A 13,686-nucleotide genomic window follows, 5' to 3' on the forward strand; every position below is an offset into this window, starting at 1 on the left:
GCCCGGATCAGCGGGTCGAGCGCATCGCCCGCTCCAGATGCAGCGCCGTCTGCTCCGGGTTGGCCTTGGGGTCGTTGAAGAAGTTGCTCAGCACATCGAGGATCGCCTGCCGCATATTGGTCGGCGTCGCCATCCCTTCCGCCATGCTGGGCAGCAGGTTGTCCTGCTTTTCCGCCAGCAGGAAATCCTGATAGGAGCGGATGGCGCAGCGGTCGAACTTGCTCATGTCGGGATTGGTCAGCGCCGGGATCGATCCCTTCACCCGGTTGAACTCTGCCTGGAATTGCGGCGTCATCAGCAGCTGGGCAAGATCCCCTTGCGCCTGCAGCTGGGCCGGATCCCGCTGTTTGAACATGGCGATGGAGTCGAGGTTGTAGCTGAACAGTCCGGCGCTGCCCGGGCTCGGCAGACAGGCGATATCCTCACCCGGCCGGTAGTTGCCGGCACTCAGTTCACCCTTCACCCAGTCCCCCATCAGCTGCATGGCGACGCCACCGCTCTCCAGCAGATTGGTGGCCTGATGCCACTTCAGACCGGCGTATTTTTGCGGCACGTAGGCGCGCAGCTGCTGGAAGCGGGTCAGCACCCGCACCATGTCGGGGCCGGTCAGGGTGGCGCTATCCTGCTCGAGGAATGCCTTGCGATAGAATTCTTTTCCTCCCTCACCGAGCGCCACTGTTTCAAACAACACCGCCAGCTGCCAGGGTTCGTTGCCGATGGCGAGCGGGGTGATGCCCCGTTTTTTAAGCTGGTCGGCGACGGTGACAAACTTGGCCCAGTCGGTGGGTGGAGTCAGCTTGTTGCGCTCGAAGATCTTGCGGTTGAGCCACAGCCAGTTGACCCGGTGGATGCCGGTGGGCACCGCCATCAGGGCGCCATTCTGGCTGAGGGTGGCCCGCACCATGGGCGGCATCTGACTGTACCAGCCGAGGTGTTCGGCCATCGGGCTGAGATCGCGCAGGAAGCCGAGCCCGGCCCACTCCTTGAGCTCGTAACCCTTGAGGTGGGCCGCTTCTGGCGGGTTGGCCGCCAGTGCCCGGCTCTTCAATACCGTCATGGCGCTCTTGCCGCCGCCGCCCTGCACTGCAAAGTCGTTCCACTGGTTGCCCTGTTTGGTCCACTCGGATTTGAGCACTTCGACCGCTTTCGCTTCGCCGCCGGATGTCCACCAGTGCAGCACCTCCACCTGGGAGGCGGCAACGGGAGCAGAGAGCAGGGCGATGACAGAAAAAGACAACCACTTCATAAGGTTACTGCCTTGGTAGGGAGAGCGTGGCCTGCAGGCCACCTTGCGGACGATTTTCCAGCACCAGATCGCCGCCGTGGGCGTGGGCTATGTTGCGGGCGATGCCAAGGCCGAGGCCGGTGCCAGCCTGATCCGTGCTGAGCCGGTAATAGGGCTCGAAGATGCGCTCGAACTGATCGTCCGGCAGGCCGGGGCCCTCATCCATGATAAAGAGAATCAGCATCTCCTCGTCATCCATGATGATGATGCGCACCCGCTGGCCATATTTGATGCCGTTGTCCACCAGATTGCCGATGCAGCGCTTGAGCGCCAGCAGCTTGCCGCGATAGGGCCACTTGCAGTGCCCTTCGATGGTCAGCCGCTCGTCGTGCAGGTTCATCGACTCCGCCATCTGTTCAAGCAGGGCGTTGATGTCGATCTCCTCGATATTCTCGTGAATGTCGGTCTCTTTGACCGTCTGCAGCGCCCCTTTCACCATCAGCTCCAGTTCGTCGAGATCCTTGTTGAACTTGGCGATCTGTACCTCGTCGTCAAGCAGCTCGACCCGCAGCCGCAGTCGGGTGATGGGTGTCTTGAGGTCGTGTGAGATGGAGCTGAACAGCCGCTCTCTATCGTCGATATAGCGGCGAATGCGGTGCTGCATGATGTTGAAGGCGCGGGTCGCCGCGACGATCTCGGAGGCACCCTCCTCCTTGAGCGAGGGTTGGTCGATATCCTTGCCCAGATTCACCGCCGCCTTGGCGAGACGGCGCAGCGGGCGGGTCTGCCAGCGCACCAGCATAAAGGTGAAGAAGCAGAGGAACACCGTCATCAGGGCGATGAAACGCACCTGGTTGCTTGGCATGACGGTGTCATCCAGCGTCATGTAGGGAGCGGGCAGCAGGGCCGCCAGATAGAGCCACTCCCCCTTTTCAATCTCGATCTGGGTCACCAGTACCGGCGGATTGAGCGGCTCCAGCGACAGGGTGTAGCGGGCCCAGGAGGAGGGGAGATCCGCCAGTAAGGTGTCGTTGTTGAAGACGTGGAGGTCATCGGGTCGGGAGAAGTCCACCTTGATCGCCATGGCGTCGGAGAGCTTGCGGGTCAGCACTCCCTGAACCTCCTCCAGCACCTGCGTCTTTCTTTCGCTGTCGGGGATGGCGTTGATGTGTATCTCTTCCTCGTTGAGCGAGACGAAGAAGCGGCTGCCCCCCATGTTGCGCAGCTGGTCCAGCGCGATATGGCGATACTGCAGCGGCAGGGATTTGAAGAAATTGACGGTGGAGGCGGCAGACATGGCGAGGTTGCGGGTGGTGCTGAGCATCCCCTCCAGCTCCCGCTTCTGGATCTGCTGCATCCAGATGCCGGTCAGAATGGTCTGGGAGAGCAGGATGGCCAGCAACAGCAGCAGGATCATCCGTGACAACAGGGAGCGGGGCACCAGCGCCCCCCAGGACCACTTGTTGCTCATGGCAGTTCGTGCACCTCGGCAATCAGCATGTAGCCACTGCCGCGGATGGTCTTGATGATGCGCGGGCTCTTGCCGTTGTCGCCCAGCTTCTGGCGCAGACGGCTGATCTGTACGTCGATGCCGCGTTCCATCGGCAGGCTTTCGCGGCCGCGGGTGGCATCCGAGATGGTGTCGCGATCCAGCACCACGCCGGGCTGTTGCAGGAACATGCCGAGCAGCATGGCGTCGCTGCCGGAGAGATCCAGCAGGCTGCCATCGTCATGGGTCAGCTGGTGGCTCAGGGTGTCGAGGGTCCACTCGGCAAAACGCAGGCGGCGGCTCGGCTCTTTCTCTTTTTCCGGCTGGCGGAATTCGGCGCGGCGCAGCAGTGCCTTGATGCGGGCCTGCAGTTCGCGGGGGCTGAACGGCTTGGCGATATAGTCGTCGGCGCCCAGTTCCAGACCGATCACCCGATCCGCTTCGTCGGAGGCGGCGGTCAGCATGATGATGGGCACCTGGGAGTCACGACGGATCTGCTGGCAGAGGGTAAAACCGTCCTCGCCGGGCATCATGATGTCCAGAATAATCAGGTCCGGGCTGTGCTGGGCGAGTTGCTGGCGCATCTCGTTGCCCTCCGCCGCCGTCAATACCTGAAAGCCCGCCCGGGTCAGGTACTCATTGAGCAGCTCGCGGATCTCTTGGTCGTCATCGACGATCAGCAGTTGTTTGCTCATTGACATATGTATGTGCATCCACCCATTTTTTTGTGCAGATTGAACCTGTCGGGGGAGTAAAAAGCAAGCAAGCCCCCTATCTAATGTGAGGTTTAAGGCAATAACAGCCTATTGATAAGATTAAAACGAAAAAAGGCCGACCCAAACGGGACGGCCAACAGACAGCTTCTGACCACTGACGAGCACCCCGTGTGGCGATTGTCACAGACTTGAAAAGGGGCCAGTCAGACTGGCCCCGAAAAGGGACAACTCTCAGTAGTGCATCCCGTCGATCCGGCTGGTTATCACACCCGTTCAAACACGGTGGCGATGCCCTGGCCCAGACCGATACACATGGTGGCAACCCCCAGGGTGGCATCCTTCTCCTCCATCAGATTGATGAGGGTGGTGGAGATGCGGGCACCGGAGCAGCCGAGGGGGTGACCCAGCGCAATGGCGCCGCCGTTCAGGTTTACCTTCTCGTCCACCAGATCCTGCAGACCCAGATCCTTCACGCAGGGCAGGGACTGGGCGGCAAACGCCTCGTTCAGCTCGAACAGGTCGATATCACCGACAGTCAGACCGGCACGTTTGAGCGCCTTCTGGGTCGCCGGCACCGGGCCGTAACCCATGATGGCGGCGTCACAGCCGGCGATGGCCATGGCACGTACCTTGGCGCGCGGCGTGAGGCCGAGGGCCTTGGCACGATCCGCGCTCATCACCAGCATGGCGGCGGCGCCATCGGACAGGGCCGAGGAGCTGCCGGCGGTGACGGTACCGTTGACCGGGTCGAACACCGGGCGCAGCTGGCTCAGGGTTTCGACCGTGGTCTCCGGGCGGATCACCTCGTCGTAGTCGTAGAAGAAGCGGGCGCCGCTGGCGTCATGGCCTTCCAGCCCGACGATCTCCTTGGCAAAACGCCCTTCCACGGTGGCGGCGTGAGCGCGGCGATGGGAGCGGGCGGCAAACTCGTCCTGCTGCTGACGGCTGATGCCGTGCAGCTTGCCGAGCATTTCGGCGGTCAACCCCATCATGCCGGAGGCTTTCGCCACCGACTTGGCCATGCCGGGGTGGAAGTCAACGCCGTGGCTCATCGGCACGTGGCCCATGTGCTCGACGCCGCCGATGATGAAGATATCCCCATCACCCACCTGAATGGCGCGGGAGGCGTCGTGCAGCGCCTGCATACTGGAGCCGCACAGACGGTTGACGGTGACCGCCCCCACCTGCTTCGGAATACCGGCCAGCAGCGCGGCGTTGCGGGCGATGTTGAAGCCCTGCTCCAGGGTCTGCTGCACGCAGCCCCAGTAGATATCCTCGATCTCGTTCGGGTCGAGGTTGGGGTTGCGCAGCAGGATGGATTTCATCAGGTGCGCGGACAGATCTTCTGCACGCACGTTGCGGAAGGCGCCGCCCTTGGACCGGCCCATCGGGGTCCGGATACAGTCGACAATGACTACGTCTTTCATGAATGGATCTCCTTTCCGCAATCAGTAGAAGGTTTTGCCCTGGGCAGCCATCTCGCGTAAGCGGTCGCTGACGCGGTAGAGCGGGCCCAAGTCGGCATACTGGTCGGCCATGGCCACGTAGCGATCCAGACCGATAGTGTCCAGATAGCGGAACACGCCGCCGCGGAAGGGAGGGAAGCCCAGACCGTAGACCAGTGCGATGTCGGCTTCGGCTGGCGTGGCAACAATGCCCTCTTCCAGACAGAGCACCACCTCGTTGATCATCGGGATCATCATGCGAGCAATGATGGCGTCCTTGTCGAAATCCTGTTTCGGCTTGGCGATGGGGGCCAGCAGCTCGTAAGCAGCTGCGTCGGCTACCTTCTTCGGCTTGCCCTTCTTGTCCTGCTCGTAGGCGTAGAAGCCCTTGCCGTTCTTCTGACCGAAGCGGTTCACTTCGTACATCACGTCGATGGCGGTGCGACCTTCCTTGCTCATGCGTGCCGGGAAGCCCTGCGCCATCACGTCACCGGCATGGTGACCGGTGTCGATACCGACTACATCCAGCAGGTAGGCGGGGCCCATGGGCCAGCCGAACTCCTTCTCCATTACCTTGTCGACGGCCGCGAAGTCGGCACCATCGGCGACCAGCTTGTTGAAGCCGAAGAAGTAGGGGAACAGCACCCGGTTGACGAAGAAGCCAGGGCAGTCGTTGACCACCACCGGGGACTTGCCCATGGCGGCGGCGTAGGCCACCACGCGGTTGATGGTTTCATCGGAGGTCTGCTCGCCGCGGATGATCTCCACCAGTGGCATGCGGTGCACCGGATTGAAGAAGTGCATGCCGCAGAAGTTCTGCGGGCGCTTCAGCCCCTTGGCCAGCAGGGAGATGGGGATGGTGGAGGTGTTGCTGGCGAGCACGGCGTCTTCGCCAATGATCCCTTCCACTTCGCCCAGTACGGCGGCTTTCACTTTCGGGTTCTCGACCACGGCTTCGACCACGACGTCCACGTGCTTGACGTTGTCATAGCTGAGGGTCGGGGTGATGGCGGAGAGCACCTGGCCCATCTTGATGCCATCGATGCGGCCCTTTTCGAGCTGACCGTTGAGTAGCTTGGTGGCTTCGCCCATGCCAAGTGCCAGCGCCTTCTCGTTGATGTCCTTCATCACCGCCGGAATGCCCTTGCTGGCAGACTGGTAGGCGATGCCGCCCCCCATGATGCCGGCACCCAGTACGGCGGCGTGGTCGGTGGCCTTGCTCGCCTGCTTGGCTGCCTTCTTGGCCAGTGCCTTGATGTGCTGATCATTCAGGAAGATGCCGACCAGTGCCTTGGCGACATCGGTCTTGGCCAACTTGATAAAGCCTTGTGCCTCAACGAGCAGCGCTTCGTCACGGCCCATGCCAGCAGCGGCTTCGACGGTTTTCACCGCGGTCATCGGCGCCGGATAGTGTTTACCCGCCACGGCGGCAACCATGCCGACGGCGGTGGTGAAGCTCATCATGGCTTCCAGTTTGGAGAGACGCAGCGGGGCTTTCTTGGCGGCACGACGGCTCTGCCAGTCCAGCTTGCCCGCGATGGCGTCCTTGATCATCTGCAGCGCAGCGCTCTGCAGTGCCTCGGGGGCGACCACGGCATCGATGGCACCCACCTTGAGGGCGTCATCGGCACGGTAATCCTTGCCGGTGGTGATCCACTCGAGCGCGTTGTCGGCACCGATCACCCGCGGCAGACGGACAGTGCCGCCAAAGCCCGGCATGATGCCGAGTTTGGTCTCGGGCAAGCCAATCTTGGCGCTGGTGTCGGCCAGACGGAAGTCGGTGGAGAGGATGGTCTCGCAACCGCCGCCCAGAGCGTGGCCCTTGATGGCGGAGAGGGTCGGAACCGGCAGATCTTCGATGGCATTGAAGATGTCGTTGGCCTTTTTCAGCCAGCCGAGCAGATCTTCTTGCGGCAGATCGAACAGTTCCAGGAATTCGGTAATGTCGGCACCGACGATAAAGGCGTCTTTGCCGGAGGTGAGGATCAGACCTTTTAGTTCACGTTCTTGTTGTAATGCGGCGATCGCTTCGCTCAGGGAGAGCAGGGTAGCGCGATCCAGCTTGTTGACTGAACCCGGGGCATCAAACCTCAGCTCGGCAATGCCGTTTTCGAGGTAGCTGACCGACAGGGTTTCGCCTTGGTAGATCATGAGAGTGTCTCCTTGTTCCCACTCAGTGGGGAGTGGTGCTCCTTAATCCCCAGCAGGGGGCGAGGCTCACTATTGATCCAAAAGGAGACATTTTCAACACCTATTTAAAACATTTGTTTAACAGTTCTCGAGTAAAAGCTCCTCATCACAAAACGGGCAAAAGAGAGGCGCCTTGCGGCGCCTCGGATGAATGTGAGTTTGTTATCAACTGGCCAGTTCCGGCCGGTTGCGATACTGGTTCAGCACCTCGGGATCGGCGAGGGCATGCGTATTGTTGACCGGCCGGTTGTGTACCACTTCACGCACCGCCAGTTCGACGATCTTGCCGGACTTGGTGCGGGGGATGGCATCCACCTGCAGGATGCGGGCGGGCACGTGGCGGGCGGTGCAATGTTGCTTTATTTGCTGGCGGATCCGCTCGCGCAGCGGCTCATCCAGCTTGCAGCCCGTCTTGAGCTTGACGAACAGCACCACCCGCTCGTCCTGCTGCCACTGCTGGCCGATGACGATGCTCTCTTCCACTTCGTCGAGCTGTTCGACGTAGCGATAGATCTCGCTGGTGCCGATGCGCACGCCGCCCGGGTTGAGGGTGGCGTCGGAGCGGCCGTAGAACAGAATGCCGCCGGTCGGGGTCAGCTCGATCCAGTCGCCGTGGCACCAGATGTTGTCGAACCGCTCGAAGTAGGCGGCGTGGTACTTGTCGCCATTTTCGTCGCCCCAGAAGTAGATGGGCTGGGCCGGGAACGGCTTGGTACAGACCAGTTCGCCCTTCTCCCCCTGCACCGGCTGGCCCGCTTCGTTGAATACCTGCACTGCGAGACCGAGGCCGCGCCCCTGACTCTCACCGCGATAGACGGGGCTGAGCGGGTTGCCGATGACGAAGCAGGAGCAGATGTCGGTGCCGCCTGAGATGGAGCTGAGCTGCACATCCTGCTTTATCTGCTGGTAGACGTAGTCAAATCCCTCCGGCGACAGCACGGAGCCGGTGCTGCAGATCAGCCGCAAGTGCGGCAAGTCGTGACTGTTGATGGGGGCATAACCCTGCTTGTGCAGCGCATCGAGATACTTGGCCGAAGTGCCGAACAAGCTGACCTGCTCGTCGCGGGCGAGATCCCACAGCACGTTGCCATCCGGGTAAAACGGCGAGCCGTCGTAGAGCACCAGGGTGGCGCCGGAGGCGAGGGCGCTTACCAGCCAGTTCCACATCATCCAGCCACAGGTGGTGAAATAGAAGATCCGCTCCCCCGGCTTGATGTCGCAGTGCAGCTGATGCTCTTTCAGATGTTGCAGCAGGGGGCCGCCGATGCCATGCACGATGCACTTGGGTTTGCCGGTGGTGCCGGATGAATAGAGGATATAGAGCGGGTCGTTGAAAGCCATGGACTCGAACTGGAGGCTGGCGTCCGGCTGGCTTGCCAGCACTTGCCACCAGTCGTGACCAAGCTGCAGCGGGTTGCCGATCAGTGGGATCATCACCGTCTGCTCTATGCTGCCGATCTGGCTGACGACCCCTGCCACTTTGTCCTGAATGTCGATAGCTTTGCCGTTGTAGCGATAGCCATCCACCGCAAACAGCACCCGCGGCCGGGTCTGGCCGAAGCGCTCCACCACGCTGGCCTCGCCGAAGTCGGGGCTGGTGGAGGTCCAGATCGCCCCCAGACTGGTGGTTGCCAGCATGGCTACCACGGTTTCCGGGATATTGGGCAGATAGGCGGCAACCACATCGCCACGACCAATCCCCTGATGACGCAGCCACTGCGCCAGCCGGGCAACCTGTTCCCCAAGCTCACGCCAGCTCAGGGTGCGGCTTGGGCTACCTTCGATGCGGGAGATAATGGCCGGGCTCTCGTCCTGGCGGCGCAGCAGGTTTTCGGCGAAGTTGAGGCGGCTGTCGGGAAACCAGCGGGTGCGCTGCATATCCTGACGGTTCTCCGCCACTATGTTGCCGAGCTCGCCCTTGACGCCGCAGTGTTGCCATACCAGCGGCCAGAAACGGGTGGTCTTCTCCACCGACCATTGGTAAAGCTGCGGATAGTTCTGCAACTGCAAGCCGTGGAAACGGTTCACCTCCGCCATAAAACGGTAGAGGTTGGATTGCTGCATCCCGAGCGGATCCGGTTGCCACAGGCAGAGGTTGTCCATGAGTAATCCCTGACTTCATGTATCTACCGGCAGTGTATTGAATTGTTTTTGATTTGTTAATGATTGGTTTTGTGTTGATAACAAACACGTTTGTAACGTATGCGTTACCTCACGAAGCGGCAGCTTGACGGGTCGAGCCGCCAAGCGCTTGATGTTATGCTGCAATCACATTCACCTCGGAGCAGGACGCCATGAGCAGCTACAGCCAACTTTTTGCCCAGCACCTCGATACCTTGCAGCAGCGCACCCGCGACATTCTGCAACAACAGGGGCTCAGCGGACTGGCCATCCACTCCGGCCAGACTCACCGCATCTTCCTCGATGATCAGGATTATCCGTTCAAGGTAAACCCCCACTTCAAGGCCTGGTTGCCGGTGCTGGACAATCCCCACTGCTGGCTGCTGGTGGACGGGGTGAACAAACCAATCCTGCTGTTCTACCGCCCGGTGGATTTCTGGCACAAAGTAGCGGATCTGCCCAATGCCTTCTGGGTCGAGTTCTTCGATATCCGTTTCCTGACCCGGCCGGAACAGGTGGCCGACCATCTACCTGCCAACAAGCAGGAGTGGGCCTATCTTGGTGGTCATCTGGAAGTGGCCGAGCTGCTGGGTCTGACCCAACCCAATCCGGAGGCGGTACTCAACTACCTGCACTATCACCGCGCCTACAAGACCCACTATGAGCTGGAGTGTCTGCGCGAGGCGAACCGGATCGGGGTACGCGGCCATATTGCCGCCAAGGACTCCTTTATGGCGGGGGCGAGCGAGTTCGAGATTAATCTGGCCTACATGAAGGCGGTCGGGCAGGGGGCCAATGAGGCGCCCTACGGCAATATCGTCGCCATCAACCGCAACGCGGCCATCCTTCACTACACCCATTTGTCCGCCTTGCGGGTGCCGGATGCGGAGCGCCACTCCTTCCTGATCGATGCCGGTGTCGATTTTCACGGTTATGCCTCCGACATCACCCGTACCTGGGCGTGGCGGCGAGGCGAGTTTGCTGATCTGATTGCAGCCCTCGACGAGCAGCAGCAGGAAATCATCAAGGAGATCAAACCGGGTCGCCGCTACAGCGAGCTGCATCTGCAGATGCACCACAAGCTGGCGCGCCTGCTGCAAGCGACCGAGCTGGTGGACATGTCGGTAGACGAGATGATCAACACCGGGGTGACCAACGTCTTCTTCCCTCACGGCCTCGGCCACTTCCTCGGTTTGCAGGTGCACGATGCGGGCGGTTTCATGCAGGATGAGCGCGGCACCCATCTGGCGGCGCCCGAGCTGTTCCCCTATCTGCGCTGCACCCGGGTGATGGAGGTGGGTCAGGTGTTCACCATCGAGCCGGGTCTCTACTTCATCGACAGTTTGCTGGAGCCGCTGCGTCAGGGCGAACAGGGCAAACGGGTCAACTGGAACAAGGTAGAGGCACTGCGGCCGTTTGGCGGCATCCGCATCGAAGACAACGTGGTGCTGCACGCCAACGGGGTGGAGAACATGACCAGACAAGCAGGACTCTGATGGCGGCAGCGTACTCCATTCCGGCTGCCCCGCTGGAGTTGACCGAAGAGATAAAGAAGAGTCGCTTCATTACCCTGATCGCCCACACCCCGACCGTCGAGGCGGCCAAGGGGTGGGTCAACGAGATCAAGCGCCAACATCCGGCCGCTCGCCACCACTGCTGGGCCTTTGTGGCGGGCGCGCCGCAAGATAGCCAGGTTTACGGCTTCAGCGATGATGGCGAACCTTCCGGTACCGCGGGCAAGCCGATCCTGGCCCAGCTGATGGGGTCGGGGATCGGTGAAATCTGTGCCGTGGTGGTGCGTTACTACGGCGGCATCCAGCTTGGTACCGGTGGATTGGTCAAAGCCTATGGGGGCGGTGTCGGTGCCGCTCTCAAGCAATTGCCAACTTTGCTCAAGGTGCCGCGCACTCCCTCTCTCATTCACTGCGATTACGGTGACATGGGGACTGTCGAGTCGCTGATCAGCAGCCATAATGGCGAATTGCTGGCGGCGGATTACGGTCAGCAGGTCACCTTGCAGGTGGCGTGGGAGTCCTCGGTTTGGGCTCAGGTGGACCGTGAATTGACCGACCGGACTCATGGGCGGGTATCCCTCAGTCCCTTAGATGGCTAGAATCCATCGCTCTTTAATTGGGGAAAGGGAGCTGTAATGCACATTCTGAGCATTATTCGCATTGTTGGCCTGCTGGTTGCGCTGTTCAGCTCGACCATGCTGTTGCCTGCACTGGTGGCCTTTGGCTATCGGGATGGTGGTGGTGCCGAGTTCGTCAGCTCTTTTCTGATCGCCCTGCTGCTCGGTGTGGTGCTCTGGTTTCCCAATCGCTATCACAAGAAGGAGATGCGCTCGAAAGAGGGCTTTCTGATTGTGGTGCTGTTCTGGACCGTGCTGGGCAGTGTGGGGGCAGTGCCCTTCATCATGAGCGACGTGCCGGATATGTCGGTTTCGGAGGCCTTCTTCGAATCTTTCTCCGGCCTGACCACCACTGGCGCAACGGTACTGACCGGGCTCGATAATCTGCCCAAGGCGTTTCTGTTCTATCGCCAGCTGCTGCAGTGGCTGGGGGGGATGGGGATCATCGTACTGGCGGTGGCCATTCTGCCACTGCTGGGTATCGGGGGTATGCAGCTCTATCGTGCCGAGATCCCGGGGCCGGTGAAGGATACCAAGGTGACGCCGCGCATCGCCGAAACGGCCAAGGCGCTCTGGTTCATCTATCTGCTGCTGACCGCGCTCTGTGCCTTGGCATACTGGCTCGCCGGAATGACGTTGTTCGATGCGGTTTGCCATTCGTTCTCGACGCTGTCGGTCGGTGGCTTCTCCACCCACGATGCCAGCATCGGTTTCTTCAACAGTCCGGTCATCAACCTGATTACCGTGGTGTTCCTGTTGCTGGCCAGCGTGAACTTTGCGCTCCACTTTACCGTCTTCTCCCACCGCCCGGTGCGGCTCGGTCGCTACCTTTACGATTCTGAACTCAAGGTGTTCCTGGCTATCCAGGCAACCTTGGTGATGATCTGCTTTGTCGCCTTGCTGACCCACGGACACTACGCCACCTGGCAAGAGGCGCTCAACCACGGGTTGTTTCAGGCGGTCTCTCTGGGTACCACCACCGGCTACAGCACCACTACCTATGCCGACTGGCCCTCGTTCCTGCCCATGCTGCTGATGTTTTCCGCCTTTATCGGCTGTTGTGCGGGCAGTACGGGCGGAGGCATCAAGGTGATGCGTTTTATGATCCTGTTCATGCAGGGGATGCGCGAGTTGAAGCGGCTGGTTCACCCCAGAGCCATCTATACCTTGAAGCTGGGGAATCGGGCGGTGCCCGAGCGCATCGTCGAGGCGGTGTGGGGCTACTTCGCCACCTATATTATTCTCTTCTTTATGTTCATGTTGCTTTTGCTGATGACGGGACTGAACGAAGTGACCGCATTCACCGCTGTGGCTGCGGCTTTCACCAACGTAGGCCCGGGTTTGGGAGAGGTATCAGCCAACTTCGGCAATATCTCGCCGGCGGCCCAGTGGGTACTGGTGTTGGCTATGTTGTTTGGCCGATTGGAAATTTTCACGCTTCTGGTACTGTTTACTCCTGCATTCTGGCGTAGTTGAGGTTGTTATGGACAAGATTCTGGTGCTTTATTCCTCTCGGGATGGCCAAACCCGCAAAATAGTCGATGTCATGTTGGAGCAGATGCCGGGATGCGAAGTGGTGATGCACGACCTGCACACCTTGCCGATGTGCAACCTCAGCAAGTATGCCAAGGTCTTGATCGGCGCCTCCATTCGTTATGGCAACTTCCACCCCAGCCTGTTCAGCTTTATTCACGCTCATCAGGAGCAGCTGGAGGTGGCCAATGCGGCCTTCTTCTGTGTCAACCTGACGGCCCGCAAGCCAGAGAAGCAGACGCCGCAAACCAATGCTTATATGAAGAAGTTCCTGCGCCTCTCCCCCTGGAAGCCGAAAACCCTGGGCGTCTTTGCCGGTGCGCTGCAATATTCCCGCTATAACTGGTGGCAGACGCGCATCATCCAGCTGATCATGAAGATTACCGGTGGCAGTACAGACGCCAGTAAGGACATTGAATTTACCGATTGGGAAAAGGTGCGCAGCTTTGCACGCGAATTCTGGTCAAAAAGGTAGCTGTGTGATGTGAATTAAGGTTTTTTTGCCCGAAACAGCCCCGCCGATGCGGGGCTTTTGTTTAATAAAACAACGGTTGAACCTGAAAGTTGTAAAAAATGCCATTTTTTGCAGTTTTCCTCTTGTCATCCCGGCGCGGCTCCCTATAATGCGCCCCTACCAGCACGGCGGAACACGCCGAACTGATGAGCCAGCTTCCTGGTGAAGTGGGCGCCGAAAGAAAAGCGAAAACAATCGCTTGACTTTCGAAGTGAGGAGCGTAATATGCGCCTCCTCAACGCGACAAGCGTGACGCTCTTTAACAATTTGAATCAAGCAATCTGTGTGGGCACTCACAGCATCGAGCATCAAAAACAATTTT

General features: G+C 60.1%; 10 protein-coding genes. 4 read left to right on the plus strand and 6 right to left on the minus strand.

Annotated elements, in window-relative coordinates; genetic code table 11:
- Window positions 1-7: 7 nt before the first annotated feature.
- From G5221_RS19445 to G5221_RS19470, 6 genes are all read right to left on the minus strand, one after another.
- The gene (locus tag G5221_RS19445) at window positions 8-1,246 is read right to left on the minus strand and encodes an ABC transporter substrate-binding protein (RefSeq protein ID WP_421263744.1); all 1,239 of its coding nucleotides are present in this window, start codon (window positions 1,244-1,246) and stop codon (window positions 8-10) included.
- A 4-nt stretch (window positions 1,247-1,250) separates the two neighbouring features.
- Complete coding sequence (locus tag G5221_RS19450) at window positions 1,251-2,696, minus strand: ATP-binding protein (protein ID WP_005339474.1); 1,446 nt, start codon at window positions 2,694-2,696, stop codon at window positions 1,251-1,253.
- Window positions 2,693-3,415, minus strand: coding sequence for a response regulator (locus tag G5221_RS19455; RefSeq protein WP_005339475.1), 723 nt, complete (start codon window positions 3,413-3,415; stop codon window positions 2,693-2,695). The genes G5221_RS19450 and G5221_RS19455 overlap by 4 nt, the downstream gene beginning before the upstream one ends.
- Before the next feature lie 278 nt (window positions 3,416-3,693).
- Window positions 3,694-4,857, minus strand: a complete 1,164-nt coding sequence (gene fadA / locus G5221_RS19460) for an acetyl-CoA C-acyltransferase FadA (RefSeq protein ID WP_005342451.1) — start codon at window positions 4,855-4,857, stop codon at window positions 3,694-3,696.
- A 21-nt stretch (window positions 4,858-4,878) separates the two neighbouring features.
- Window positions 4,879-7,026 carry a fatty acid oxidation complex subunit alpha FadB gene (gene fadB, locus G5221_RS19465; RefSeq protein WP_421263745.1) on the minus strand — a complete coding sequence of 716 codons (2,148 nt, stop codon included), beginning with the start codon at window positions 7,024-7,026 and terminating at the stop codon, window positions 4,879-4,881.
- A gap of 204 nt (window positions 7,027-7,230) precedes the next feature.
- Complete coding sequence (locus tag G5221_RS19470; RefSeq protein WP_421263746.1) at window positions 7,231-9,168, minus strand: acetoacetate--CoA ligase; 1,938 nt, start codon at window positions 9,166-9,168, stop codon at window positions 7,231-7,233.
- A 191-nt stretch (window positions 9,169-9,359) separates the two neighbouring features.
- Here G5221_RS19470 and pepQ point away from each other — a divergent pair, with 191 nt between their 5' ends.
- The 4 genes from pepQ to hemG are packed head-to-tail and all read left to right on the plus strand — an operon-like array spanning window position 9,360 to window position 13,325.
- Entirely contained in the window at window positions 9,360-10,682 is a 1,323-nt protein-coding gene (pepQ, locus tag G5221_RS19475; protein ID WP_216952401.1) for a Xaa-Pro dipeptidase, read from the plus strand.
- Entirely contained in the window at window positions 10,682-11,299 is a 618-nt protein-coding gene (locus G5221_RS19480) for a YigZ family protein (protein ID WP_043825947.1), read from the plus strand. Before pepQ ends, G5221_RS19480 begins: the two co-directional genes overlap by 1 nt.
- Window positions 11,300-11,335: 36 nt before the next feature.
- Entirely contained in the window at window positions 11,336-12,793 is a 1,458-nt protein-coding gene (locus G5221_RS19485) for a TrkH family potassium uptake protein (RefSeq protein ID WP_005339482.1), read from the plus strand.
- Between the two features lie 7 nt (window positions 12,794-12,800).
- Window positions 12,801-13,325 carry a menaquinone-dependent protoporphyrinogen IX dehydrogenase gene (gene hemG, locus G5221_RS19490; RefSeq protein WP_421263747.1) on the plus strand — a complete coding sequence of 175 codons (525 nt, stop codon included), beginning with the start codon at window positions 12,801-12,803 and terminating at the stop codon, window positions 13,323-13,325.
- The last annotated feature ends 361 nt before the right edge of the window (window positions 13,326-13,686 follow it).

The sequence above is a fragment of the Aeromonas sp. 602200 genome (assembly GCF_049173895.1).
GTDB classification, from domain to species: Bacteria; Pseudomonadota; Gammaproteobacteria; order Enterobacterales; family Aeromonadaceae; genus Aeromonas; species Aeromonas veronii_A.

Bases quoted from the DNA above. Each gene is read 5' to 3' on its own strand.
- G5221_RS19445 (WP_421263744.1), bottom strand. From the start codon at position 1,246: ATGAAGTGGTTGTCTTTTTCTGTCATCGCCCTGCTCTCTGCTCCCGTT.
- G5221_RS19450 (WP_005339474.1), bottom strand. From the start codon at position 2,696: ATGAGCAACAAGTGGTCCTGGGGGGCGCTGGTGCCCCGCTCCCTGTTG.
- G5221_RS19455 (WP_005339475.1), bottom strand. From the start codon at position 3,415: ATGTCAATGAGCAAACAACTGCTGATCGTCGATGACGACCAAGAGATC.
- fadA (WP_005342451.1), bottom strand. From the start codon at position 4,857: ATGAAAGACGTAGTCATTGTCGACTGTATCCGGACCCCGATGGGCCGG.
- fadB (WP_421263745.1), bottom strand. From the start codon at position 7,026: ATGATCTACCAAGGCGAAACCCTGTCGGTCAGCTACCTCGAAAACGGC.
- G5221_RS19470 (WP_421263746.1), bottom strand. From the start codon at position 9,168: ATGGACAACCTCTGCCTGTGGCAACCGGATCCGCTCGGGATGCAGCAA.
- pepQ (WP_216952401.1), top strand. From the start codon at position 9,360: ATGAGCAGCTACAGCCAACTTTTTGCCCAGCACCTCGATACCTTGCAG.
- G5221_RS19480 (WP_043825947.1), top strand. From the start codon at position 10,682: ATGGCGGCAGCGTACTCCATTCCGGCTGCCCCGCTGGAGTTGACCGAA.
- G5221_RS19485 (WP_005339482.1), top strand. From the start codon at position 11,336: ATGCACATTCTGAGCATTATTCGCATTGTTGGCCTGCTGGTTGCGCTG.
- hemG (WP_421263747.1), top strand. From the start codon at position 12,801: ATGGACAAGATTCTGGTGCTTTATTCCTCTCGGGATGGCCAAACCCGC.